At 53.1% G+C, this 25,823-nt stretch carries 24 protein-coding genes; 11 read left to right on the plus strand and 13 right to left on the minus strand.

What is annotated here, in order from left to right:
- Positions 1-41: 41 nt before the first annotated feature.
- A complete protein-coding gene (locus HUF19_RS11560; protein ID WP_260996773.1) occupies positions 42-2,006 on the plus strand; it encodes a phytase in 1,965 nt (654 codons plus the stop codon).
- 47 nt (positions 2,007-2,053) lie between these two features.
- Here the strand turns inward: HUF19_RS11560 and HUF19_RS11565 are convergent, their stop codons facing one another.
- From HUF19_RS11565 to HUF19_RS11575, 3 genes are all read right to left on the minus strand, one after another.
- Positions 2,054-4,306: a chitobiase/beta-hexosaminidase C-terminal domain-containing protein gene (locus tag HUF19_RS11565; protein ID WP_260996774.1), complete on the minus strand. Its 2,253-nt coding sequence runs from the start codon at positions 4,304-4,306 to the stop codon at positions 2,054-2,056.
- Between the two features lie 172 nt (positions 4,307-4,478).
- Positions 4,479-5,858, minus strand: coding sequence for a molecular chaperone (yegD, locus tag HUF19_RS11570; RefSeq protein WP_260996775.1), 1,380 nt, complete (start codon positions 5,856-5,858; stop codon positions 4,479-4,481).
- A 99-nt stretch (positions 5,859-5,957) separates the two neighbouring features.
- Positions 5,958-6,437 (minus strand): MgtC/SapB family protein, encoded by a 480-nt coding sequence (locus HUF19_RS11575; protein ID WP_260996776.1) that lies wholly within the window; start codon positions 6,435-6,437, stop codon positions 5,958-5,960.
- Between the two features lie 165 nt (positions 6,438-6,602).
- Here HUF19_RS11575 and HUF19_RS11580 point away from each other — a divergent pair, with 165 nt between their 5' ends.
- Positions 6,603-7,175, plus strand: coding sequence for a VF530 family protein (locus HUF19_RS11580; RefSeq protein WP_260996777.1), 573 nt, complete (start codon positions 6,603-6,605; stop codon positions 7,173-7,175).
- 100 nt (positions 7,176-7,275) lie between these two features.
- On the opposite strand, the gene HUF19_RS11585 is transcribed toward HUF19_RS11580, so the two are convergent.
- The 4 genes from HUF19_RS11585 to HUF19_RS11600 form a co-directional block, all read right to left on the minus strand.
- A protein-coding gene (locus HUF19_RS11585) for an IS3 family transposase (RefSeq protein ID WP_260996778.1) occupies positions 7,276-8,438 on the minus strand; the annotation gives its coding sequence in 2 pieces (ribosomal slippage) (positions 7,276-8,183 and positions 8,183-8,438; 1,164 coding nt in all).
- A gap of 629 nt (positions 8,439-9,067) precedes the next feature.
- Positions 9,068-9,655, minus strand: a complete 588-nt coding sequence (locus HUF19_RS11590; RefSeq protein ID WP_260996779.1) for a glutathione peroxidase — start codon at positions 9,653-9,655, stop codon at positions 9,068-9,070.
- 90 nt (positions 9,656-9,745) lie between these two features.
- Positions 9,746-10,129 carry a DUF2750 domain-containing protein gene (locus HUF19_RS11595; protein WP_260996780.1) on the minus strand — a complete coding sequence of 128 codons (384 nt, stop codon included), beginning with the start codon at positions 10,127-10,129 and terminating at the stop codon, positions 9,746-9,748.
- A 62-nt stretch (positions 10,130-10,191) separates the two neighbouring features.
- A complete protein-coding gene (locus HUF19_RS11600; RefSeq protein ID WP_270049421.1) occupies positions 10,192-11,103 on the minus strand; it encodes a LysR substrate-binding domain-containing protein in 912 nt (303 codons plus the stop codon).
- A 129-nt stretch (positions 11,104-11,232) separates the two neighbouring features.
- Here HUF19_RS11600 and HUF19_RS11605 point away from each other — a divergent pair, with 129 nt between their 5' ends.
- Positions 11,233-12,363: an S-(hydroxymethyl)glutathione dehydrogenase/class III alcohol dehydrogenase gene (locus HUF19_RS11605; protein ID WP_145470110.1), complete on the plus strand. Its 1,131-nt coding sequence runs from the start codon at positions 11,233-11,235 to the stop codon at positions 12,361-12,363.
- Between the two features lie 9 nt (positions 12,364-12,372).
- Positions 12,373-13,239 (plus strand): S-formylglutathione hydrolase, encoded by an 867-nt coding sequence (gene fghA / locus HUF19_RS11610; RefSeq protein ID WP_260996781.1) that lies wholly within the window; start codon positions 12,373-12,375, stop codon positions 13,237-13,239.
- A gap of 109 nt (positions 13,240-13,348) precedes the next feature.
- Here fghA and HUF19_RS11615 read toward each other — a convergent pair whose 3' ends face one another.
- On the minus strand, positions 13,349-14,641 hold the full coding sequence (locus tag HUF19_RS11615) for an NCS2 family permease (RefSeq protein ID WP_260996782.1): 1,293 nt from the start codon (positions 14,639-14,641) through the stop codon (positions 13,349-13,351).
- Positions 14,642-14,905: 264 nt separating this feature from the next.
- Between HUF19_RS11615 and HUF19_RS11620 the strand changes: the two genes are divergently transcribed.
- Complete coding sequence (locus tag HUF19_RS11620; protein ID WP_145470106.1) at positions 14,906-15,448, plus strand: adenine phosphoribosyltransferase; 543 nt, start codon at positions 14,906-14,908, stop codon at positions 15,446-15,448.
- 24 nt (positions 15,449-15,472) lie between these two features.
- Entirely contained in the window at positions 15,473-16,573 is a 1,101-nt protein-coding gene (locus tag HUF19_RS11625; RefSeq protein WP_145470105.1) for a nucleoid-associated protein, read from the plus strand.
- Between the two features lie 74 nt (positions 16,574-16,647).
- Here HUF19_RS11625 and HUF19_RS11630 read toward each other — a convergent pair whose 3' ends face one another.
- The gene (locus HUF19_RS11630; protein WP_145470104.1) at positions 16,648-17,415 is read right to left on the minus strand and encodes a hypothetical protein; all 768 of its coding nucleotides are present in this window, start codon (positions 17,413-17,415) and stop codon (positions 16,648-16,650) included.
- Positions 17,416-17,686: 271 nt separating this feature from the next.
- Here HUF19_RS11630 and dmeF point away from each other — a divergent pair, with 271 nt between their 5' ends.
- From dmeF to HUF19_RS11645, 3 genes are read left to right on the plus strand one after another with little or no spacing between them, the layout of a single operon-like run.
- A complete protein-coding gene (dmeF, locus tag HUF19_RS11635; protein ID WP_260996783.1) occupies positions 17,687-18,670 on the plus strand; it encodes a CDF family Co(II)/Ni(II) efflux transporter DmeF in 984 nt (327 codons plus the stop codon).
- Between the two features lie 23 nt (positions 18,671-18,693).
- Entirely contained in the window at positions 18,694-19,401 is a 708-nt protein-coding gene (locus tag HUF19_RS11640) for a DUF4336 domain-containing protein (protein WP_260996784.1), read from the plus strand.
- A complete protein-coding gene (locus HUF19_RS11645; RefSeq protein WP_436317709.1) occupies positions 19,398-19,751 on the plus strand; it encodes a GFA family protein in 354 nt (117 codons plus the stop codon). The genes HUF19_RS11640 and HUF19_RS11645 overlap by 4 nt, the downstream gene beginning before the upstream one ends.
- A 27-nt stretch (positions 19,752-19,778) precedes the next feature.
- Here HUF19_RS11645 and tcdA read toward each other — a convergent pair whose 3' ends face one another.
- The 4 genes from tcdA to HUF19_RS11665 form a co-directional block, all read right to left on the minus strand.
- On the minus strand, positions 19,779-20,573 hold the full coding sequence (tcdA, locus tag HUF19_RS11650; RefSeq protein WP_260996786.1) for a tRNA cyclic N6-threonylcarbamoyladenosine(37) synthase TcdA: 795 nt from the start codon (positions 20,571-20,573) through the stop codon (positions 19,779-19,781).
- 89 nt (positions 20,574-20,662) lie between these two features.
- Positions 20,663-21,331, minus strand: coding sequence for a hypothetical protein (locus tag HUF19_RS11655; RefSeq protein WP_260996787.1), 669 nt, complete (start codon positions 21,329-21,331; stop codon positions 20,663-20,665).
- Between the two features lie 157 nt (positions 21,332-21,488).
- A complete protein-coding gene (locus HUF19_RS11660) occupies positions 21,489-22,664 on the minus strand; it encodes a TonB family protein (RefSeq protein WP_260996788.1) in 1,176 nt (391 codons plus the stop codon).
- A gap of 76 nt (positions 22,665-22,740) precedes the next feature.
- On the minus strand, positions 22,741-23,211 hold the full coding sequence (locus HUF19_RS11665) for an SUF system Fe-S cluster assembly regulator (protein WP_260996789.1): 471 nt from the start codon (positions 23,209-23,211) through the stop codon (positions 22,741-22,743).
- A 325-nt stretch (positions 23,212-23,536) separates the two neighbouring features.
- On the opposite strand from HUF19_RS11665, the gene sufB reads away from it, so the two are divergent.
- Positions 23,537-24,979, plus strand: coding sequence for a Fe-S cluster assembly protein SufB (gene sufB / locus HUF19_RS11670; protein WP_145470096.1), 1,443 nt, complete (start codon positions 23,537-23,539; stop codon positions 24,977-24,979).
- Positions 24,980-25,064: 85 nt separating this feature from the next.
- Complete coding sequence (sufC, locus tag HUF19_RS11675; protein WP_145470095.1) at positions 25,065-25,823, plus strand: Fe-S cluster assembly ATPase SufC; 759 nt, start codon at positions 25,065-25,067, stop codon at positions 25,821-25,823.

Raw genomic sequence — 25,823 nt, forward strand, 5'->3', positions numbered from 1 at the left:
TCACACTGATGCACAACGATATAAAGAGAAAGACTTAATTTATGACTATCCGTAACCTTAACCGCGCCCTGAGCACTGCCACCCTGTCGTTGCTGCTCGCCGCCTGTGCCAGTAACGACCTGTCTGAAAACACAGGTCATCAACCCCGCCAGCCTTCTGCAACGCTGGCGGCAAGCCTTCTGCCGGTAAGTGCCGAGCAGGCTATTCTGATCAACAGCGCAGGAGATACCACACAAAAACTCTGGCTCAGTACCGGGCCAGATAACGGTATCCAGTTACAGGACAGCCACTTTACCCTATTAGATAAAAAAGACATTCAGGCTGAATTTATTGATCAGCGCCGTGATCAGCAAGGCACGCTGTTTGTCAGTATCGATAAAGAAAACAACCGCCCGGTCAGCTATCGCATTAACAACCAGCGTATTACCGAACTGGCCTTTGGCCAGGCGCTGACCTACCCGGTTGAAGGCATCTGCCTGTATCAACCGGCCAGATCGCCACTGCAGTTATTTGTTCTCGACGAGCAACAAATGGCACACCATCTGTTAATTAAAAGCGACGGTAAAGTGTTAACCCAGCAGGAAATCCGCCGTTTCCCAGTGCCACCCAACAGTGAATACTGTGTCGTCGATGATGTCAGTGGCCAGCTGTTTGTCAGCGAAGAAAATGTTGGTGTCTGGGCCTATAACGCCCGCGCCGAAAGTGAAGTCAGCCGTCAGGCCGTTGATCTGATACAACCATGGGGGCAGCTGCACAGCAACAGCGGTCCGTTAGCCATCAGCCAGGGACAACTGTTTATCGCCGAGCTGGCTCACAATGTTCTGCACCACTATCCTTTACCACAGGCAGGCAGCACACAGGCAACGGGCGCAGGCCGCGCAGTTATTCTTGACCAGTCACTGGCCGCTGACAGCCTGCGTACCGCCATTAACAGCGATGGAACAACCCGTCTGATTGTTCTGGATGATAACAGCGGCCAGTTATTCAGCAGCAATATTCACCTGCCACAACAGGCACGTAATCAGGAAAATATCCCGGAAATTGCTGCCCATACAGAAACAACACCGGTACGGAAAACCGGCGACGCTGCCGACGATCCGGCTATCTGGGTAAATACTGGTAAGCCGGAAAATAGCCGTATTCTAGGCACCAATAAAAAATTCGGTCTTTATGTTTATGATCTGAATGGTCAGGAGCTGCAGGAACTGCAGGCCGGGCGGGTTAATAATGTCGATGTGCGCCAGGGTTTTACCTTTAAAAACCAGCCTGCGGATATTGCCGCAGCCAGCCAGCGTGACCGAAAGTCCATTGCGTTATTTCATATTGATCCGTTAAGCGGACATGTCAGTGCCACCACAGAAATTACCACCACTCTGGATAATGTCTACGGCCTGTGCATGTACAAAAACCTTAAAGAACAGTTTTTTGTTTTTATTAACGATGAAGACGGACGCTTCGATCAATATGAAATTACCGACTCGGCCAATGGCTGGAATGGTAAAAAAGTGCGTGAGTTCCACGTCAATTCCCAACCCGAAGGCTGTGCTGCTGATGATATAAAACAGCAATTATTTCTGGGTGAAGAAGATGTCGCTATCTGGACCATTGGTGCTGAAGCTGACGCCGGAGAAAGGCTCACTCAGGTCGCAGCAGCCTCCGACATTCTGGTCGCCGATATTGAAGGTATGGATATTTACCGTAACGAAAAAGAAGCCTATCTGGTAGTTTCCAGCCAGGGCAACGACAGCTATGTGCTTTATCAGGCCGAAGCACCCTATGAATATATTGGCCGCTTCCGCGTGGGTATTAACGCTGAAAAAGGCATTGATGGTGCATCAGAAACCGATGGCTTAACCGTTACCTCAGCCAATCTGGGTACGGAATACCCACAAGGTATGCTGGTTGTTCAGGATGGCCGTAACTTTCTGCCGGAAGAGAATCAGAACTTTAAATATGTGAACTGGCAGGATATTCAGGCGCTGATTCAGCCTGTACTCAACCCCTAACCGCACAGTGTAAAAATCGCGGGCCTGTAATCAGGCCCGCTTTTTTTTTATACCAGCCTGCGCCGGCCGGTCATAATCAGTGCCAGAGACAACAGCCAGAACAGACTCAACGCCCCACCACTGTTATTGCCGGATGAGTTATTGCCGGCAGCCGTACTGTTCTTTTCAATACGATAGGTTGCCTGCAACAGCTCTGAGGTATTGCCCTCAGCATCAACCGCTATTGCTTTAAGCTGTGCCGATTCAGTCAACAGCACTGTGCCACCATTATTCAGCGCACTGCCGGTATTAATATCCGGGCTGCTGCCATCGAGCGTATAACGGATGCTGACATTCTCACTGGAGCTGTGGATAGTAACGGTTTGAGCAACAGAATAGGTTCCTGCCGGAATATCAAACACCGGTGTTGCGATAAAAACAGTGCCAGGTTCAAATACCGCGGTTACCGTACAGTCACCGGACAGATTATTAATACGATAAATATCCCCCAGCAACGAGCCATCACAGCCATCAATGCTGGTAAGCCGGAAACCGGGCTCCGGTGTTACCGTTAATTGCAGGTCACTGCCTTCCTGTACGAGTTTCAGCTCTGGCGTCAGTGTTCCCTGACCTTCTGCAACGGTATTAACCGTATAAAGAATCGCCGCCATCTGGGCGATGACCGTGCAATCAGCGGCAATATTATTAATCTGATACAGATTGCCGTTTAATTCCCCATCACACCCCATCACATTCCTAATACGGTAATGAGCATCCGGTATAACAGTCAGCGTAGTATTGCCTCCCTGCACCAGCGAGGTGGCAGCCGGAGATATCTTTCCGCTTCTGGCTGGCGCAGCCGTAATATCATAAAAGGTCGGAGACAATGTCAGCTGTCGCTGGTAAGCCTGCGCCCAGTTAACGCCGTCGTCGGATACCCAGATATCTTTTTCCGGACCATTGGTTGGTGTTCTGCCGGCAATTTTCCACATTCTTTGCTGGCCGGTCTGAGGGTCCTGAAATACCTCCAGTCCATGACGGCTGGAAAATACAAATGCCCCACGCTCAAGCCGCTTCTGCCAGTTTTCACCATCCGCAGACGACCAGATATCGCCCAGAGTAGTCCCCATAAAGAAACCACCCATCAGCCAGATCTTTTCAATACCATCCACCGGATCGGTGAAAACGGCGGCCCGGTGATGAGCTCTGCGTGAAAACGGGCTGGTCTCTTTTACCTGAACCCAGTTAACCGCATCCGTTGATGACCAGATATCATGCTTGTAGTCGTCGAACCTGTCTTCACCACCCGTTCCCCCACCAATCAACCAGAGTTTCTTTTCGTGGGTTACCGGATCAGGAAAAACAACCACCTGATGGGATAATCGTGGCGGGAATGCAGCACTGCTGGTTTCTTCGACCCAGTTCCTGCCATCGACCGATGACCAGACGTCGTTAAGAATCCCGAAAAAATGTATACCAGCCATCGAATAGTTAAAACCACCACCGATTAACCACAGTTTGTCTTTGCCTGTTACCGCATCAGGAAAAACAACTATCTGGGTCTGATCACGACGCTGGAAATGCTCCGAAGTCGGGTCTGTCGGATAAGCCTGAGTCCAGTTAACACCATCCACTGACGACCAGACATCATTAAAAGGAACTCCGTCCCAGGTCATACCAGCGGTCAGCCATAATGTTTCCTCGCCGGTTTCAGGGTCAGGAAAAGAGACTACCGAATGTCCGGCACGGCCCCTGAAGGCAGCATGGGCGGTTTCCAGTGCCCAGGAAACACCATCGGCGGATGACCAGACATCATTGTCAAAAGTACTGCGGGTACGGCCACCAATAACCCATATTTTATTTTTAAATTTTACCGTCGCATGGCCAAAACGTACCGGCATTGCGGTCAGATATTCTCCGGCTGTCACACCGAACTGATCACTGAAAAAACTGCCTTGCTGAAAACGGTAATAGCCGGTCTGATTTAACTGCGCAGCGGTGTCGGTAATAAGATTACTGTTGCTGCTATCAAGGCTGAAAATATCCATCTGTCCGGCGGTGCAGGCAGCATAATTTTCACTGTCGCAATTATTGTCGCTGCTGCGATAAAATTTCAGTCCATCAATAATATCCGCACCCGCCGAATGATCGCTGAGCTGGACAGCCGTTGAGTCAGCACCAATAAACGCCGTCAGCGTCAGGTTTTTCTCAACCACTTTTTCAGCATAAGCAGGAACGGATGGCAGCAGCGTGGTTAAGCACACCACGCAGGCAAGAAATAAGGGGGCAGACCTGTGCTCAGGCAAACAAAAGGCGCTCATATCACAGATCTCATCAGAATAGTTCCTACAATAAGCGAATACTGATACAAGCTATACCAGCCAAAAGGTTGAAAGATGTAACCAGAATGGATAAAACGCCTGGCAAGCCTCTTACACTGACCGCCGCGATACCCTATCGACGGTCAGTTGGCGGTCAGCCAGCCGGCGGAAATCAGCAGTAAATTTTCTCCGCCCACTCCGTCAGACCAGAGGCAACACTGCCAAAATGGTCACCGTCCAGCAGTGGAATATCACCAAATACCCGGGCAACAGCCTCGCGGATAACCGGCGAACGGGCACTGCCGCCAGTCACAAAAATAAGATCCGGCTGCACGCCGGCCTGAGCAACCGCTTCCTGCATTAACGCCATAATGCGTTGCAGCGGACGCTCAATGGCCTGTTCAAGCTCTGTGCGCTGAATATGGGTATTCAGCCCGGTTTCAATATAATCCAGTGCCACACAGGTGTTATCGCTGTCGGATAAGGCAATTTTGGCATTTTCTGCGCTGCGCACCAGTTGCTGATTCTGCTTGTTATCACGCAGGCGGATTAAGCGGGCAATGAGTTCCGGCTGTAAACAATCACGCTGTAATTGCTCAAGGTAGAGTCCGGTTTCGAGACTGCTGAAACGGCCAAGAGCGCCGACATCGTTGGTGCATACGGCATCGAGGAAGGTTTTGGTGGGCATCGGCTTGCCGCTTTTTAATGGCGCGGTCATGCCGAACAGTGGCATCAGCTGTTTACCCGCCAGCTGAATATCCAGATCGTTACCGCCGACCCGTTCACCACTGTGACCGAGAAAATCCGCTTTGCGCTCGCTGCGCCCACGGTGATCCGGCCCCATGCGCACCATGGCACAGTCAGACGTACCACCACCGATATCAACCACCAGCACGGTTTTATTGTCAGTAAGATTGCGTTCAAAACTTAAGCCTGCAGCGATCGGCTCGTATAAAAATTCAACCTGCTGAAAGCCACTGCGTTTTGCTGCGGCAGTTAAAATAGCCAGCGCCTGCTGGTTACTTTGTTCGGCGCTGTTATCGCTGATGCGTGAGCCCTGAAAATTCACCGGCCGACCAATAACGGTATGGGTCAGCGTTTTTCCAGAAGCCTGCTCAGCACGCTGTTTTACCGTCTGCATCATGGCGGTGACGATATCTTCAAAAAAATGCACAAATTCCGGCCGTAAACCGCTGGCCCCTAAAAAGGATTTCGGTGATTTAACAAAATAGCCCTCTTCCGGATCGGCAAAATAATGAGCAAAGGCCTGATGACCAACAAACATCACCTGCTCATCGTTGCTTAACTCCAGCTCACGGCGGGCACGCAGCGCCTGCTGTAACTGCACTTTGCGGCTGAGCAGAAAATCATCACGCAGCATGCCTGCAGGCAGTCCCAGACCAACCTGCTCGCAGATTAATTCACGGCCCAGCGCATACAGCGCCGATGGCATAAAGGTTTTCTCACCGTCGACCGGCAGCAGATTGACACGATCCTCTGTCATCACACCGATAGCACAATTGGACGTGCCATAGTCAAAACCACAGATCATAAAAACCCCCGCTGCAAAAAAGCGGCGCAAGGTAGCACAGGGCGGAGAGAAAAAGGAAGGAAGTCGGAGAATGGCTGCCGCTAAAGACAGCCACAAAAGTCAGCGGCGCTGGCGCCAGGCACTGTAGCGCGCATGCACACCACGGGTCAGCATGCTGGAATAGTTTTCCAGAATATCGACGCCAACCAGAATCGCGACTACCAGCAACGCCAACTTGATACCCACCAGCGGACTGGCCACCGCCACGCAGATACCGATGGAAGCCAGCGCCCAGATGGTCGCGGCTGACGTAACGCCAAGTACCATACCATCTTTGGCCAGCATCACCCCGGCACCAAGAAAACCAACACCCGTTACCACCTGACCGATAATACGCGAGGCATCGGTGGCATCGGTGGTCACCGCCTGTGACAAAGCAATAAACACATAGGTGCCAAGCACAATCAGTGATGAGGTGCGGATACCCACCGGCTTGCCCCGCAGCTGGCGTTCAAGGCCAACAATGGAGCCACACAGTAAACAGGCGGCAATTGCCGGCCAGCTCAGCGGATCAACACTCAGAAATTCAGTCAGCGTCATCGATAACCTCCGTTATTAACCCCGAGTTTAGCAGTGCTGATTGTGGAGAGAAAAGCGGGCGCGGTATTGTTTCTGCAATCGTTACTCCCGGCTACAAAAGCGCTATAGGATCACCCGCCTTAAAGCCGTACAATAGAGCGTTCATTCTTCCTACCGGATACCGCCATGAACGATCAGGTCAATTACCAGAACAACCCGCTGCACGGGGTCAGTTTAAAAAATCTGCTGATTGAACTTGTTGATCATTATGGCTTTGAAATCCTCCATGCTTATCTGAATATCAACTGCTTTAAAACCAAGCCGAGCATTGAATCCAGCGTAAAATTCCTGAAAAAAACCGACTGGGCGCGGGAAAAGGTTGAAGCCTTTTATCTGTATCAGTTTAAAAGCCTGCCGAAAGCCTCGGGCAAACAATTTGCCCTGCCTCCGCGTGACCGCATAATTCCGGCCGACCAGACTCCGGGGGAACCTGCGGTACTGAGCCTGGAAGACGCCGAGCGCTTGCGGGCCAAGCAGGCAGAAAAAACAGCGGCCTTTGGCCGTGGCGGACGTCCGCAGCGTTCAGGCCAACATCATAGTCAGCGTTCCGGGCGACAGTCCTCAGGGCGCCCTGCCGCCCGTTCTGAACAGCGCCCGCCTGCGCGCAGTCAACGTGAGGAAACTACCGATAAACACGATAAGCCGGCATCTGGCACAAAGGTTGATCCCTGGGCTAAAGCGAAAAAAGCTGCCGAATAGGCTAATGCTGTTCACTTAAGCAACCAGCCAGCGCTGACTGCATTTGAACAGCCTTTGCGGGGCAAGCCCCTGCGCCCCAACCCGGGGAACTTTGTAGTGGTCAACTAATTCCGGACACGGTCTTAAGTAATTCTTCGGCTGCCGATGGGCTCAGCCCATTGTTAGCACTGTGTGGTCTGTAGCCGTTGTAGTAATGCATCAGATACCGGCCCACATCCATTTTTGCTTCCATCACCGAACGATACCCCTTATCCGGTATCCACTCGGTTTTCAGACTTCGGAATAAACGCTCCATCGGCGCATTATCCCAGCAGTTTCCGCGACGGCTCATACTCTGCTGCATCCTGTAACGCCACAGCTGTTGCCGATACTTCAGGCTTGTATATTGAGCGCCCTGATCGGAATGAAACATCACGCCGGATGGTTTTCCCCGTCGCTGATACGCATCATCCAAAGCCTTAGTGACCAGCCCTGTCTGCGCTTTATCAGAGATCGCCCAGCCCACCACTTTGCGGGCGTACAGATCCAGTACAACGGCCAGATAAATCCAGCGTCCACCGGCTCGTATAAAAGTGATGTCGCCACACCAGACCCGATTGGGTGCTGTCACGGTAAACCTACGGTTCAGACGATTAGGAATCGACAGATGCTCTGCCGTTGCTGGTTTATATTTATGTGCTCCGGGCTGTTTGCTGACTAAGCGCTGCTCTTTCATTAATCGGGCGACCAGATAGCGACTCACCTGGTTGCCATTTTCGTTCAGCTTGTCGCGAATTCCCCGGCTTCCAAGTGAACCACGGCTGATTTTAAAGACCTCAGCCACGTGAGCTTTAAGGCGTACCCGCTGGCTATTGATACGGCTTACTCTGTTGCGATAGGCGTAGTAACAAGAGCGGTGAATCTCAAATAGTGAGCACAGCTTTTTAACCGGATACCGCTCTCTCAATTGGTTGATCAGCGGGTAGGCTTGATCGCGTCTGACATTAAGAGAGCCGTAGCCTTTTTTAGAATGACCTTGTCTTCCTCCAGCTCTTTAATTCGGGCTTCAAGTGCCTGAATTTTCTGCTGTTCAGGCGTGAGGGCTTTGCCCTTTGGCGTAGCACCGCCGCGTTCTTCCTGTAACTGATCAATCCAGCGTCGCAGAGTGGTATCGCCAATATCCAGCGCCTGACAAACCTCGGAAACAGCGCGCTGCTGATCGAGCACCATGCTGGCAGCTTCTTGCTTGAACTCTGCAGTAAAAATACGACGTTGTTTTTTCATTGGACACCTCTTGGGTTGTGATTTTATCACCTAAGCGGGTGTCCGGATTGATTAGACCACTACACTTCTCCCCGGACCCCTGCTTTGCGCTTTCTGGCCCGTAATCCTTATTCACTCGTTTTTTACTGACCACGCGTATATCGGCCATCCATGGCCCCTTTCTTGTAAAGGCAGGGCTTGCCTGGCATCCATGCCAGACAGATCGTAAAAATCATCGTTCATGGCGGCGGGCCCAGAGGCGCGGTTTATCCCAGCCGCAACGTCGTTTTATCGAACAGCAATGTCCGTTCTGAAAAGCCGCTTAGCGGAATAATCAATGCGCCTGCAGGACGCCGGTTTGAATAATGCTGCGCCGGTACGTCCCGGCATGGATGCCGGGCGAGCGAATAGGGCCATGGATGGCCCATTATTCGCATTACCGAGAACGCAGGATTATTCAGAGCGGATTAAGTACTGCACAGCGCGAAGCTGGGGTCGGCCCGCCGGCAAGGGGATAAGTTCCCCTGGGAGGCAACAGGCTTTGATTTAAAAACAATGTTTTTGCTACTTATGGTGCTGATTAAAAACTGTCGGACAGCGGTGTCCGAATAGGCAGCTTTTTCAGAGCACGATAATACCGAACACTTTCCTTATTTCAGCAGCGCTTCAATATCGTCGTCACCGGGAATGGTAAAACTGGAGTTGGAGCTGATGATCTGACCGTCGCGGTTAATCAGGTATTTGTAAAAATTCCACTTCGGTGCTGTGTCCTGGCGGGCCACTTCTTTAAACAGCGGATGAGCGTTATCGCCTTTGACCGGCACGGTCGCCAGCATGGTAAAGCTGACACCAAAATTCTCGAAGCAGATGGTCGCCGCTTCTTCTTCTGATTTGGCTTCCTGATCAAACGAGTCCGACGATACACCAATCACCACCAGACCACGGTCTTTGTATTTTTCGTGAATGGCTTCCAGATCGCCAAACTGCTTGGTAAAGCCACAATGGCTGGCGGTATTGATTAACAGCACCGGTCTGCCCTGCACCACTTCACACAGATCCAGCGTTTTGGAGCTGTGCAGTTTTTTCATTTTGTGCTGAAAAATCGGTGCACAGGCATTGCCCTCAGCGGTGGTGGTAAAAGCACTGCGATCAATGGCAACCGCCTGGGTTGAACAGGCGCTGACGCTGAGCAGCACAACGCCCATGGCGAGTCGTTTAAGCAGGGGAATAACAGTCATGGTGTTCTCCGCAGGAAAGGGTTGATGTCACAGAACACCAACACTATACAAAACCTATACAACAAGCAATGAGCGCCGCTAAAGGCGGGTTTATTCCATCGCCTCACGCAGGGCTTCATCGAGCTCATTCGGCTCAACCAGCAACGCTTCTTCTTTCAGGTTCGGGAACACCACCAGATAGGTTTCATCGGCGGTCAGGCCCGGCGTCCAGCGCTCCAGCCAGACATCCAGCGCAACAGCTTTGGGAACGCAATCTTCCCACTCGCCGTTTGCCCATTCAGCGGCATAGTCCGCATGGGGCCAGACAGGCAGGCAGTTATCGCCTTCGGAGGTCAGGGTTACCCAGCCTTCGTCGTTGGCCAGACTCCAGATTTCGCCGTTCGCCACAACTTTGTCAATAAAGTGCTGATAGCGCTGATGGTTCGACAATTTCAGGCTGGCCTGATGTTCTTTCGGACTGAGGGTATAGCTCATGATGCGGTGCCTTAATGCGGGCGTTAAAAAGCGCACTATAAGGACTCGTACCGGTTAAGTCATCACAGATATTCAGCGTCCGGATCGCTGCCTGCTCCGTTCAGCTGCTGCTCCAGATAATCAATCAGCAGACGCACCTTGGGCGATAAATTGCGGCTTGGCGGATACAGCGCCCAGATACCTTCACGCGAGGTGCGGATGGCCGGTAATAAACTGATCAGCTCACCACGCTCAATATAGGGCTGCACGTAATAATCCGGCAGCTGCACGATACCGATGCCTTTCAGCGCCGCATCGAGCAGCGCCGGGCCACTATTAGCACTTAGGCTGCCGCGGATGTGCACCACCCGCTCGCGCCCCTGCTCCTGAAAACGCCAGTAATCGAGGGTGCCGGCCAGGCAATTATGCTGCTTCAGTTCCGCCAGCGAATGCGGCTCGCCATGGGCCGCCAGATAGCCCGGCGAAGCACAGGTGTACTGCTCGCGCGATGCCAGACGCCGCGCCACCAGCCGGTCGTCATCGAGTTTGCCAAGTCGCACGGCCATATCGTAACCGCCGCCGACCAGATCAAGCTTTTCATTGGTGAGCAGATAATGCAGCTGAATCTGCGGATAACGCAAAGCGAAGTCATTTAATAAGGGCGCAATATGGCGCTCGCCGTAACTCATCGGCGCAGTGATGCGCAGCTTACCCTGCGGCGTAGCCTGCAGATTGCCCAGCGCCAGCTCCGCCTCGGCCAGACCATCCAGCAGCAGGCGGCAGTGCTGGTAATACAACTGCCCGGGTTCGGTTAACGCCACCCGTCGCGTGGTGCGGAACAGCAACTCACTGCCGAGACGCTGCTCCAGCGCCCGCACCTGACGGCTCACCTGCGCGGTAGACAACCCAAGCTGCACCGCCGCCGCGGTAAAACTGCAGGATTCCGCCACCGCGACAAACTCACGGATGCCCTCCCACTGGGGTATTGATTGCATCTTTTCCGCCCGATTATTACCAATATGTAAAAGTGATTTTATAACCAGCGGGATTATCTCACCAAAAGAAATGATTACACTGCCGGTTCAGAATCTTTTACCCATCACCTTTGCTGTTGGAGATACACCATGACCGCAGAAACCATTACCTGCCGCGCCGCCATTGCCTGGGGCCCGGGCCAGCCGTTATCCGTCGAAGAAGTTCAGGTAGCGCCACCCAAGGCTGGTGAAGTGCGTGTGCGCATCGTTGCCACCGGCGTCTGCCATACCGATGCCTTCACTCTGTCCGGTGAAGACCCTGAAGGTATTTTCCCGGCCATTCTCGGCCACGAAGGCGGCGGTATTGTGGAATCCATCGGTGAAGGCGTAACCAGTGTTGCCGTTGGCGACCATGTGATTCCGCTGTACACCCCGGAATGTGGCGAATGTAAATTCTGCCTGTCGGGTAAAACCAACCTGTGTCAGAAAATCCGTGCCACCCAGGGCAAAGGCCTGATGCCGGACGGTACCAGCCGCTTCTCACAAAACGGCAAAACCATTTATCACTACATGGGCTGCTCAACCTTTTCTGAGTACACCGTACTGCCGGAAATCTCTCTGGCCAAGGTCAACCCGACGGCGCCACTGGAAGAAGTCTGCCTGCTGGGCTGTGGCGTCACCACCGGTATGGGCGCGGTGATGAACACCGCCAAAGTAAAAGAAGGCGATACCGTGGCCATTTTCGGTCTGGGTGGTATTGGTTTATCGGCGGTGATTGGTGCGGCCATGGCCAAGGCCTCGCGCATCATCGCTATCGACATTAACGAAAGTAAATTCGAACTGGCCAAACAGCTGGGTGCGACTGACTGTGTAAATCCGAAAAACTTCGACAAGCCGATTCAGGACGTGATCGTCGAGATGACCGATGGCGGTGTGGATTTCTCGTTCGAATGTATCGGCAACGTTAACGTGATGCGCTCAGCCCTCGAATGCTGTCACAAAGGCTGGGGCGAATCGGTGATTATCGGCGTTGCCGGTGCCGGTCAGGAAATCTCCACCCGTCCGTTCCAGCTGGTTACCGGCCGCGTCTGGCGCGGTACCGCCTTTGGTGGTGTGAAAGGCCGCAGCGAACTGCCGGATTACGTTGAGCGTTATTTAAAAGGCGAATTCAAACTGAGTGATTTTATTACTCACACCATGGGTCTGGATGCCATTAACGACGCCTTCGATTTAATGCACGAAGGCAAAAGCATCCGCAGCGTTATTCATTACAACCAGTAAGGGGCTGCTATGACGGACGTGAATACCGATGTTGAGCGCCTCAGCCAGAACAAAAGTTTTGGCGGCTGGCATAAGCAATACCGGCATCAGTCGGCGGTGCTTAACTGCAGCATGCGCTTTGCGATTTTTCTGCCGCCACAGGCCAGTAACGACAACCCGGTGCCGGTGCTCTACTGGCTGTCCGGCCTGACCTGTAGCGATGAAAACTTTATGCAGAAGGCCGGCGCCCAGCGCCTGGCCGCTGAGCTGGGCATTGCCATCGTCGCCCCGGACACCAGTCCGCGCGGCGAAGGTATCGCCGACGATCCGCAGGGCGCTTACGATCTGGGCTTAGGAGCCGGTTTTTACCTGAACGCAACTCAGCCGCCATGGGCCGCGCACTACCGCATGGAAGATTATGTACTGCAGGAATTACCGGCCTTAATCGAAGCGCTGTTTCCGGTAAGCGACAAGCGCGCCATCAGTGGTCACTCTATGGGTGGACACGGTGCGCTGACGCTGGCGCTGAAAAATCCGCAGCGCTTTACCTCGGTGTCGGCGTTCAGCCCGATCAGTAATCCGAGCCGCTGCCCCTGGGGCATCAAAGCGTTCAGCGCGTATCTGGGCAACGACCGCGAGCAATGGCTGGCTTATGACAGCAGCGAGTTGATGCGCAACAGCCCGCAAGGTGAACATCTGCCGGCGCTGGTCGATCAGGGCCTGGCCGATGATTTCTTAAGCAACCAGCTGCACCCGGAAACGCTGGAAGACGCCGCCCAAGCCAGCAACTATCCGCTGACCCTGCGCCGTCATGAAGGCTACGATCACAGCTACTATTTCATCAGCAGTTTTATTGATGATCATCTGCGCTTTCATGCGCAGTATTTAGTTGCCTGATCAACCAGCACGGTAAAACCAAAAAGAACGGTAAAACAAAAAAGGCAGTGGATTGCTCCACTGCCTTTTTTATTGCCCATTGATAACCGGGGGTTTTACGCACTCTCTATCAGTGCACAAAAATTACTTTCAGCAATAACAGCGCCGACAACACCCAGACACCAACCGACAGCTCACGCGCCTTACCGCCCAGCACTTTCGCCAGCGCATAGGTGATAAAGCCCAGCGTGATGCCATGGGCAATGGAGAACGTCAGCGGCGTCATCAGCAGCACCACCGCCACCGGCGCGGCTTCGGTCAGGTCTTCCCAGTCCACTTCTTTCAGCGTAAACAGCATCAGAATCGAGACATAAAAAATCGCACCGGCTGTCGCATAAGGCGGAATCATTCCGGCCAGTGGTGCGAAGAAAATGCTCAGCAGAAACAGAACGCCGACCACAACCGCCGTTAAGCCGGTACGGCCACCGGCGGAAACACCGGCCGCACTTTCGATATAACTGGTGGTGGTTGAGGTGCCCAGCATCGCGCCGGTCACGGTCGCGGTACTGTCAGCCAGCAAGGCCTGCTTTAAGCGTGGCACCTGACCATCACTTTTGGTCAGACCGGCACGCTGGGTCACGGCAATCAGGGTGCCGGAGGTATCGAACAGATCAACAAAGAGAAACGCGAAAATAACGCTCAGCATCGCCACATCAAAGGCTTCCGCCAGATTCATCTGCATAAAGGTCGGCGCGATAGACGGCGGCGCAGAAACAATGCCCGTGTATTCCACATGGCCGCTAGCGACTGCAATCACGCTTACCAGCAACACCGCCAGCAACACAGCACCGTGGATATTACGCTGGGTGAAGGCAATGATCAGGAAGAAACCCAGAATGGCCATGGCCGGGCCGAAATCACCTAAATTACCGAGACTGACCAGTGTCGCCGGATTAGCAACGATAATACCGGCATTCTTCAGGGCGATCAGTGCCAGAAAGGCGCCGATACCGGCAGCAATGGCTTTTTTCAGCGTGACCGGAATGGCATTGATCGCCCATTCACGGATTCTGAACAGACTGAGCAGAATAAAAATACAGCCCGACAGGAATACCGCCCCCAGAGCGGTCTGCCAGCTGTAACCCATACCCAGCACGACACCGTAGGTGAAGAAAGCATTCAGGCCCATGCCCGGCGCCAGCGCCACCGGCAGGTTAGCCCAGAAACCCATAATAAAGCAGCCAACAGCCGCCGCCAGACAGGTCGCCACAAACACCGCACCGTGGTCCATACCGGCATCGGCCAGCATCGACGGGTTAACGAAAATAATGTACGCCATGGTCAGGTAGGTGGTGACACCAGCCAGCAGCTCGGTGCGTGCATTGCTGCCGAAGCGCGACAGCTGAAACAGCTTTTCCAGCATGGGAAGAACCTTTGTTGGTTAGCGAAACAAGCCCGGCAGCCTGCATTCATGCTGGCCTCAACTCAGGCAGACTGCTGCCATAAGTGATCCGCATCCGGCGGAGGGAGACTTTTTGTGGCCGCGGATTATAATGCCCTGCTGGCCAAAGCCCAAGAAAACCTGACTGAATGGTCGGTTCTTTTGCCGGCCAGCACCGCAGGCCATACGCCGCACACGCTCTTATACCCACGTACATTGCCGTACCCGAACCGACAGAGACAGACCATGAGTGCCTACAGCCAGGAAATTAAAGACGCCATCCGTACCGTAGCCAACTGGCCGGAAGATGGAGTGATGTTCCGCGACATCATGCCGCTGCTGCAGAACCGTGCCGTATTCCGTAAGCTGATCGACAGCTTTGTACACCGCTATCAGGACCAGCAGCTGGATGCCATCGCCGCCATCGACGCCCGCGGCTTTATCCTCGGCGCGCCGCTGGCCTACGAGCTGGGTCTGAGCCTGGTACCGGTACGCAAGAAAGGTAAGCTGCCATTTAAAACCGTGACCCAGAGCTATGATCTGGAATACGGCAGTGCCACCATCGAACTGCATACCGATGCCTTTAAAGCCGGCGACCGCGTACTGGTAATGGACGATCTGATCGCCACCGGCGGCACCATGCTGGCGGCCTGTGAACTGGTGCGCCAGCTGCAGGCCGAGGTGGTGGAAGTAGCCGCCATTATTGATCTGCCAGACCTGAAAGGCAGCGAAAAACTGCGTAACGCCGGTTTCGACGTTTATGCCATCTGCGAATTTGACGGACACTGAAAGCCCGCTAAGAGATAAAAAATCATGAGCCTGCGCCATTTTGTAACCCATCAGATCAGCAAAGACATCAAAGACCCGGCGGCAACGCTGGTATGCAGTGAACAGGAAGCCGATCTCGACAGCGAACTGGTCGCCCACTTCTACGCCCAGACTGCGGCGCAGCTAAAAGCCGTGCTGACCCAGCGCGCGGGTAAGCGTTACGGTATTTTTCATCCGGAAATTACCCAGGCGCGGGCGCAGATTCAGGACTGGCAGGGCGAGCGTCAGAGTTTTGTTGCCCTCACCCGCCGCCTGAGCAAACAGTTCGCCAACGCTCTCGACAATACCGAGCTGGCACTGGAAGGCTACCTCGCCTTCTTTTACGAGCAGCTGGCCGACAGCGACCGCCTGTACATGTTCCACCTGCGGCGCAAAAGCAGCGTATCGATTAATACCGATATGACGCTGAGCGAAACCCATTATCTGGATTTTTCCAATACCGGTTTTGGTGTCATGCTCAACATCACCGACTGGCTGGCCGATGACGACAGCAAATATCTGACGTTCAGTTTTGGCCGCGGCGATAAACCGCTGCAGAACCAGTTTGCCGAATGCATTGGTTTTACCGATACCTTAAATACCGCTGCCGAAACCGAAGAGTTTCTGGAAATTGTTGACGAGTTCAGCCAGACCCTGAGTCCGGAAGACAGCTTCGAATACAAAACCAAGGTGGTGGATTACTGTATTGAGCAGGATCTGCGCGGTGAACCAGTCGTGTTCGATGAGCTGGCCAGCTATATGGAAACCCAGGTCAAAGCCGAACCGGCCAAAGCCTTTGCTCACTATATTGTCGACAAACAAAAAGAACGCCAGCAAAGCCAGCGACAAAACAGCGGATTAACGCCGGAGCAGCTGGCGGCTCAGGGAGCCTCACAACAGGTGGTGGCGGAAGCCATTAAAACCGAACTGATTCCCGACCGTAAAAAGCTGCGCGGATTTATCCGTTACAGCGGTAAAAATAAAGACCTGAGCCTGAGTTTCTCTGCCAGCCTGCTGGATAAAGATATTATCTTTGATAAAAGCAGTAACGAGCTGCGCATCACCAAGGTGCCGGAGTCGCTGCTGAAACAATTAAAAGAATCCTGATTACCGGCAACGCGGAAGAATAAAAACCCGGACATAAAAAAAGCCGCAACTGCGGCTTTTTTTATGCTGTTAACTCAGGATTCAGCACTGTCTTCGGGCTGCAGTTTCTTCAGTAATAACTCACGAATGGAGTCACAGGTGCGGGTCACAATAAAGACGGCTGAGCGTTCGTTATAGGCCAGCAAAGTACTTTCCAAAAAGCCCCACTTGCGCTCAACCTGGGTACGTAATTCCGCATCATCCAGTTCGGCAGTTAACGCCTTAAAGAGTTTATTCTGTTGTTCGATACCGGTATCCGTCACCGCCAGACCACCGAAAATATTGATATTAAAAAACAGATAAGCTGAAACCATATGTTCAAGACTATCGAGCATATTCAATATGCGCCGGGTTTCATTATCCAGTACCGAGGTATCAGGAATGCTGCCATCAAGCACCGCATACAGTTTGCTGTAGTTTTCATTCAGGCGGATGGAAAAACTAACGTCTTCCGCTTTTGCTGCAATGGCACGGTTGCTGTCAACGAACTGAGTCATGTCTTGCCAGGCAGGCGCCAGCTCTGGCCAGGTTGCTTTAAGAGCGTTCGCCATAGCCTGCCCTTCAGCCAATACGGCATCCAGACGCTGAGCGGATTTACGATCACCATGCTGTAAAGAATAAAGGCTGAATTCAGCACTGCTGCGATAGGCCAGAGTCTGCAAGAACAAGCGCTGGCGCACTGTATCGGCGCTCAGGTTTACCTGAGGCTGGCTTGTATTTACCGGGTTTTCATCAGCACTCACCTGAGCAGGATTCATCAATACTGACCCAAGGGCCACCATCAGCAACAACAGACGTTTCACTCGCTTATACTCCTTATTTTATGGTGCGCGCTTAATACTGAGAGAGGACAGTTAATCTGTCGCTTGTTTTTTTCATTGGCTGAACCTTCTCTTTAACCGGGCCATGGTGTCAATAGTGGTTTGTCATAAAGGCGGACACTAACCCCCGGATTTTTGTGGTACGTCCTTTTTGCCGCTAAGTGCGATAAGATTGTCGCGATACATCATGAAATCTGGGCATAGCGTTCCAATTTAGTGGAAGCCGTATGCTAAATGTATGACAGGGGTTTTAATGACCGAGCACAATATCAGCCACTGGCAGCACCCACACCACTTCAGCGGCAGCAATCCGGATGGCGAGCGCAATACCTTTTATGTACTGATTCTGACCGCCGTTACCATGGTGGCAGAAATTATCGCCGGCGCCTGGTACGGATCCATGGCACTGCTGGCCGATGGCTGGCATATGGGCACCCATGTGGCCGCTTTTCTTATTACTTTATTTGCTTACCGCTATGCACGCCGCCATGCCGATAATCCGGCCTATAGTTTTGGCACCGGTAAAGTGAATGTTCTGGGTGGCTTTGCCAGTGCAGTGGCGCTGGCCGTCGTGGCTTTGGTGATGCTGGTCGAATCGGTGGTACGGGTATTTGAGCCGCACGCCATTCAATTTGATCAGGCCATTCTGGTGGCCCTGCTCGGTCTCGCGGTGAATCTGGTCAGTGCGCTGTTGCTGAAAGACCACCATCATCACGGCCATGATCATCATGACCATGCACACCACGATCACGATCATAATGACGACCATAGCCATACAGGCCATGACCATAATTTACGCGCCGCTTACCTGCACGTCCTGGCGGACGCCATGACCTCGGTGCTGGCCATTGCCGCGCTGCTGGGCGGTAAATATTTTGGCCTTAACTGGCTTGATCCGTTAATGGGCATTGTCGGTGCTCTGATTATTTCCCGCTGGGCAATCGGTCTGGTTAAACAAAGTGCACCGGTGTTACTCGACGCCAGTATCAGCGATCAACAGCGTGCCGCTATCCGTCAGACCATTGAACAGGATGGTGATAATCAGGTAGCCGATATTCATATCTGGAAAGTAAGCGGTAATGATTACGCGGCGATTATTTCGCTGGTGACCCACCAGCCACGCCATACCGATCACTACAAAGCATTGCTGAGTGATTTCCACCAACTGGCGCATATCACCATCGAGGTGAACGAATGCCGGATGCCGGAGTGCCCGGTTAACCGTCCGCAACATTGAACAGACATAAGGCAGGGAGTGCGATGAATAATCTTGCAGATAATATCTGGTCTTTTGACGGGGAAGCGGTACCTTTTTTCACCCTTCCCTATACCACCCGCATGACAGTGATTCGCCTGTCGTGTGGCTCGCTCTGGATACACAGTCCAATTCGTCTGGATGAGACGCTGAAGCAGCAGATTGATCAGCTTGGCCCCGTTCGCTATCTGATCGCACCCAACCAGCTGCATCATCTTTTTCTGCCCCAGTGGCAGCAGCAATACCCTCAGGCGCAGCTGTTCGGAACTCAGGGCGTACAGCAGAAACGTGCCGATATCCGCTTTGACGGAGTGTTCACTGCCGGCTTTAGCGCCCCCTGGCAGGACGATATAGAACAACTGCTGTTTACCGGCTCTGCGGTAATGGAAGAAGCCGTCTTCTTTCACAAAGCATCAAAAATACTGATCGTCACAGACCTGATCGAAAACTTTGCCCCGGATTCTTTTACCCCGCTGAAACGTCTGCTGGCCAAAGCCGCGGGGATTCTCGCCCCCAACGGTAAAATGCCGGCCGACTGGCGTTTAAGCTTTTTGTTTCACAAGGCTGAAGCCCGCGCTCATATGCTACGGATTATCGACTGGCAGCCGGAGAAAATCAGCATGGCACACGGCCTGATGGTTGAAAGCAATGCCGTCGCTTTTTTGCGCCGTTCATTCAGCTGGCTGAATTTTAAACAAGAGAATGTGCAATGAGAGCGTATTCAGGTTCCTGCCACTGCGGCGCTGTAAAATTTTCTTTTAGCCATGAAGAAATAAGCGAAGGCCTGCGTTGCAATTGCTCCATCTGCATCCGTAAAGGCGCCTTAATGACCAGCTTTGTACTGGCTGCGGATGAGATAACCATCGGCGTACAGAATGACGCCCTGGCCACCTATGAATTTGCCAGCGGTATCGCCAAACATCACTTCTGCCGCCATTGCGGTATTTATACGTTTCACCAGACCTTGCGCAAGCCCGGCCATTACCGGGTGAATATCGGCTGTATTGAAGGTATCGACCCGTTCAGCCTGCGCACTGAGGTGTTTGATGGTGCGGCGCTGTAAAGCGCCGCCTGCAACGGTTAAAACACCTCAGCTCTTTTTGCCGGACTCATCAGCAATGCGTTTCACCACCCGGGCGGCAGCGACAAAACCAAAGGTGCCGGTGACCATGGTGGCCGATCCAAAGCCCGATGAACAATCCAGCCGTGTGCTGTCGCCGTCAAAGGATTTGGTCTGACAGACACTGCCATCCGGCTGCGGGTATTGCAGCTGCTCGCTGGAAAATACACAGGGAATGGAATAATTACGCGCGGCATTACGCGAAAAATTATATTCACGCCGCAACAAGGAACGTACTTTACGCGCCAGCGGGTCATTAAAGGTTTTATTTAAATCCGCGACCTGAATCTGCGTCGGGTCAGTCTGACCACCAGCAGCGCCAGTGGTAACAATACGGATTTTATTGCGTTTACAGTGCGCAATAAGGGCTGCTTTGTTTTTTACGCTGTCGATGCAATCAATCACATAATCCATACCGCTATGGATTAATTCCCGCTGATTATTGACGGTCACAAATTCCATCAGCGCATGCACTTTGCACTCAGGATTGATACGGCGGATACGCTCGGCCACGGCTTCGACTTTCAGCTTGCCGATATCCCCGCCCAACGCATGAATCTGGCGATTGGTATTGGTAACGCAGATATCATCCATATCGATCAGGGTGATTTCCCCTACGCCGGAACGCGCCAGCGCTTCCGCCGCCCAGGAACCCACACCACCAATGCCGACCACACAGACATGGGATGCGTGCAGACGCTGAAGACCGGCAACGCCGTACAAACGGCCAATACCACCAAAACGATCAAGATAGTCGGGAGTCATGCACACCTTTTGAGCAATAGCAGATCAATACCAGAGCAATATCAGGCGAACACAAAGAAGCGCCGCCGTTAATAACGGCGCGCAGTATATCAGAGGGTAGGGACGCGGGCTGCCTGCAGATTGGTTGCAACCGATGCCTGAGCGCTGACCTGCGGCTCTTTACGGCGTAACCAGCGGGCAGTTTCGGCAATACGGCGCAGCGAAGGCTCGCCACGATCATACTTCAGCAACAGAGTCTTGGCTTCAGACGCCGGTAATTCACCCAGCAAGCCGGCTTTCAGCTCCGGAATCGGGGCAATACGCGCGGTCAGGGTACTGACCAGCAATGGCAGAAAACCGGACGACAAACGGGCATGCTCACGATAGTTGAGGCTGACAACCGCCGCGCCGTTGTTCTGCTCAATAATCAGATGATCATTGGTTTTTAACGGCCCCTTGAGCAGATCAAAGAACACACCAAGATCGGCCGCATAGGTGTTCCAGATATCATCACCATGAACCACGGCAAAGGCCTCCTGCCATAACTGGCGGAAACGGTAAGCGCTGATTTTGTCTTCCACCACCTTAAACTCAAGACGCTCCGGCTGCGGCGCTTCGGTGACGGCCGATTTATCGGCGGCACTGACTTCGGTCGTATAAAGTGCGGTCAAAAACCAGGGCTTGTTCAGCGTCTGAAAAATACCGACGCCCTGTAATTCAGCGGCCTGACTATGTACCGACCAGATCAGAGCAGCAAAAACGGCAAGCAGACTACGCATGGTAAAACCTCTATTCCTGCTTTCATACAACTCAATAGACACAGGTATAATGTGCTTGCAGTCAACAGTACTCAACGACCCTTTGCGCCACCGGAGAAAGGTTTTGCAACCTCCCAAAGTGTGACCTAATTCCTTGTTTTTAATCACAAAAATAAAATCAGTTACGGGCCAGAACAAAGCGGAAAGGGATATCAAATTCAAAGTTTTCACCCTGCAGAAGCTCTGGCACCGGAGGGTATGGCGCGGCTTTTTTCGCGGCCCGTAAGGCTGCCCGGTCAAGCAGACTGACCGCCGAACTTTCACTGGTATCCGCCAGCAATAATTCGCCGAAACGGTTCAGCTGCAAACTCACGCGCACCGTGCCTTCCAGCCGCTTTCTCAGTGCCTGATCCGGGTATTGAACCTGACTATTGGCCTGCCGCAACAAGGCACGGTAATACTGCATCTCAGCCTGCTGACGGGCGATCAGTTGTGCCCTCTCCCGGGCCTGTTCGGCTGCTGCCAGAGCACGCTCTTTTTCACGTTTTTCTGCCGCTCTGGCCGCCAGATCCGATGCCGTTTCCGGCTGTTTTTTCCGCTCCGACACCTCCGGCAGCGACACCTGTTCTGTAACCTCTGGCGGCGTTTTTACTGCAGGTTGTGACAATTTTGGTACATTGGACTCCACATTTTGCGCCACCACCGTTACATTTCCGCCTGCGACAGGTCGCGCCGCTGTGACCGGTTGTGCCTGAGCAACGTGATCCGCGTCACGTTTCAGCCAGCCCGCAACGGCCTCTGCCCGCCCCGGCCTGACCTGCCTGGCATCCCAACTGGCTTTCAGCTCGCTGCGCTCCGCTGCTTTCATCCGCAGCAGATCTTCACGAAATCCCGGAGACTGCGGGAACTTGCCAATCCAGGCAGCCAGCAACAGACGCACAAAACTACCATCCTCAATCAGAAGTACTTCCACATCATTGATCAGCACACGGCAGGGACCGCTTTCATTACTGATCAGCATCCGGTCTCCCTCACGCAAATCATCTTGCAACAGATTGGTAAAGCGGCTGATATCTTCCAAACGCGCATTCATTTCCGCTTCACTCAGATTGATGGCCAGCCCTTCATTCCACAGCCGGTAAAAACGGCGCGGCGATATACGCTCCGCCAGCACACGGATTTCCAGAGCCAGGGGCTGCTCTGCGCTCAGCCACTGCTGGCTGTCGTTCAGGTCGCTGTAAACAGCCGCCAGGTACACATCGTTATGCAGACGGCGATAAGTTCCCATCGCCTGTAACTCAAGCGCCTGGGCAGGAGCCAGCCAGAAAGTCAGAAAGAAGAGTAAGAAGCGCATCGTCGGTCATCCTGAAAGATTTCCGGCGATTCTAATAAGAAAAGATGACAGAAAATTGTCGGCAGCAGGACCTGTATCAGGACAGATTCACCAGTTCAATAAAGGAAGTCAGCGGTACCGCATCACGCACCAGCTGTTCCTGACGCTCCGGGTTACGGATATCCTGCAAGGTCACCCGTGCCAGCACCTGGGTAATCAGCTGATTGATGCCGCCCCAGTTAGATGACAGTGAGCAACTGGCGGTGATGTCACACTGATGATCGTCGGCCGCGCATTCGGTCAGGGCAACCGGGCCTTCAAAGGCCTGCACCACATCCAGCATACGGATCTGCCCCGGCGCCCGCGCCAGGCGGTAGCCACCGCGCGCACCGCGCTGGGCGCTTACCAGACCACTGTCGACCAGGGCTTTCATCACTTTACGCACCGTGGGCAGTGCCAGCCCGGTCAGGCCGGTAATGTCGTCGGTCGACAGCTTAACCGCGCCGGCCTGTGCCAGCTCGTTCAGGACGACCACGCCATAATCGGTCAGCTTACTTATTTTCAGCATACTCCTGCCCTGTCTGATCAGTAGTTAAGGGTCTGGCCAAACGAGAATATGTCGCGATTGGTCAGAATTCATCCGCTTTGCTAGAATGCGCGCATCCATTAAAGCATACCAATACGGTATTGATTAATATACCCGACTAAATTACTCTGTTATTACCCTGATCTGCGTTAGAATATGGCGCCAAGAGCGCACCGCACGTCAGACATCCCCCGGGACGGAGCGGATGATACATCAGGGTAAACGCCAGACGCGGGTCCGGCGCACAGCGGTTTCACTGAGCGGAACCGCAGGCAGATCGGGCCGCATCCATACGAGAGAGTTCACTATGAGCAGCAACGCTGAAATCGAACGCCGCATTGGTAACGACTACCAGGCCGGCTTTGTTACCGACATCGAGTCAGACACCATTGCACCGGGCCTGAGCGAAGATGTGGTGCGTTTTATTTCCGCCAAAAAAGGTGAACCCGAGTGGATGACCGAATGGCGTTTAAAAGCCTTCCGTGCCTGGCAGGAAATGGCTGAGCCAACCTGGGCGCATGTGCATTACCCGGAAGTTGATTTTCAGGCGCTGTCTTATTATTCCGCGCCGAAAAGCATGGCTGACAAACCGAAAAGCCTCGACGAAGTCGACCCTGAATTGCTGCGTACCTATGAAAAGCTGGGTATCCCACTGCATGAGCAGATGGCGCTGGCCGGCATCGCCGTTGACGCCGTATTCGACTCGGTATCCGTTGCCACAACCTTCCGCGCCAAACTGGCCGAAGCCGGCGTTATTTTTATGCCGATTTCCGAAGCCGTGCATGAGCATCCGGAACTGGTTAAAAAATACCTCGGCACCGTCGTGCCACAGCGTGACAATTTTTACGCAGCACTGAACTCAGCCGTGTTTTCTGACGGCTCCTTCGTATACATCCCCAAAGGCGTACGCTGCCCGATGGAGCTGTCCACTTACTTCCGTATTAATGAAGCCAAAACCGGTCAGTTTGAACGTACCCTAATTATTGCCGACGAAGGTTCCCACGTGAGCTACCTCGAAGGCTGTACCGCTCCGATGCGTGATGAAAACCAGCTGCATGCAGCGGTGGTTGAACTGATCGCGCTGGACAACTCCGAAATTAAATACAGCACCGTGCAAAACTGGTATCCCGGCGATAAAGAAGGCAAAGGCGGTATTTACAACTTCGTAACCAAGCGTGCCGTTGCCCATACCAATGCCAAAGTGAGCTGGACCCAGGTAGAGACCGGTTCTGCCGTGACCTGGAAATACCCAAGCTGTGTATTAAAAGGCGATAACTCGGTCGGCGAATTTTATTCCGTGGCGTTAACCAATAATTATCAGCAGGCCGATACCGGCACCAAGATGATTCATCTGGGTAAAAACACCCGCTCAACCATTATTTCCAAGGGTATCTCTGCCGGTAAAAGTCAGAATGCCTACCGCGGTCTGGTACGTATGAATCCGACCGCCGCCGGTGCGCGTAACTACACCCAGTGTGACTCGCTGTTAATCGGTGATCAGTGTGGCGCCCATACTTTCCCTTATATCGAAAGCAAACATCCTTCTGCGGTCGTGGAGCACGAAGCCACCACCTCAACCGTCAGCGACGACCAGTTATTCCTCTGCCGTCAGCGCGGCATTGATACCGAGAAAGCCGTGTCCATGATCGTTAACGGTTTCTGTAAAGAGGTATTCAAAGAGCTGCCGATGGAATTTGCGGTGGAAGCCGGCAAGTTACTGGAAGTGTCACTGGAAGGTTCTGTCGGCTGATTAAGGCCAGACTTAACCGGGACTAAAAAATTGAAATTTATCTGCCATCGCGCGGATGACAGACTGAAAAAAGGTACTGCTAACCATGATCAGCATTAAAAACCTGCACGCCAACGTAGAAGACAAAAACATTCTCAAAGGTCTGAACCTGGAGATTAAACCCGGTGAAGTGCACGCCATCATGGGTCCGAACGGTGCCGGTAAAAGTACTCTGGGCAACGTTCTGGCAGGTCGTGATGGTTATGAAGTGACCGATGGCAGTGTCACCCTGAACGGTAAAGATATTCTTGAGATGGAGCCGGAAGAACGTGCCCGTGAAGGTTTATTTCTGGCGTTCCAGTATCCGGTAGAAATTCCCGGTGTCTCCAACCTCGAATTTTTAAAAGCCTCTGTTGATGCCGTGCGCGCTCATCAGGGCAAGCCTGCACTGGATTCCGTTCAGTTTTTAAAACTGGCGCGGGAAAAATGCAAAGCCGTTAATCTCGACCAGAGCTTTCTTAAGCGTGGTGTCAACGAAGGCTTCTCCGGCGGCGAGAAAAAACGTAATGAACTGATGCAGATGATGCTGCTCGAACCGTCCCTGTGCATTCTCGATGAAACCGACTCCGGTCTGGATATCGACGCACTGCAGGTGGTAGCCGAAGGTGTGAATGCGATGCGCGATGCCAACCGCAGCTTTATTGTGGTGACCCACTATCAGCGTCTGCTCGACTACATCGTACCGGATTACGTTCACGTACTGGCCAACGGCCGCATCGTTAAATCCGGCGGTAAAGAGCTGGCACTGGAGCTGGAAGAAAAAGGCTACGGCTGGCTGGAAAGCGCAGACAACGGAGCGGCGTAA

The sequence above is a fragment of the Thalassolituus hydrocarboniclasticus genome (assembly GCF_025345565.1).
In the GTDB taxonomy this organism is placed as follows: domain Bacteria; phylum Pseudomonadota; class Gammaproteobacteria; order Pseudomonadales; family Oceanobacteraceae; genus Venatoribacter; species Venatoribacter hydrocarboniclasticus.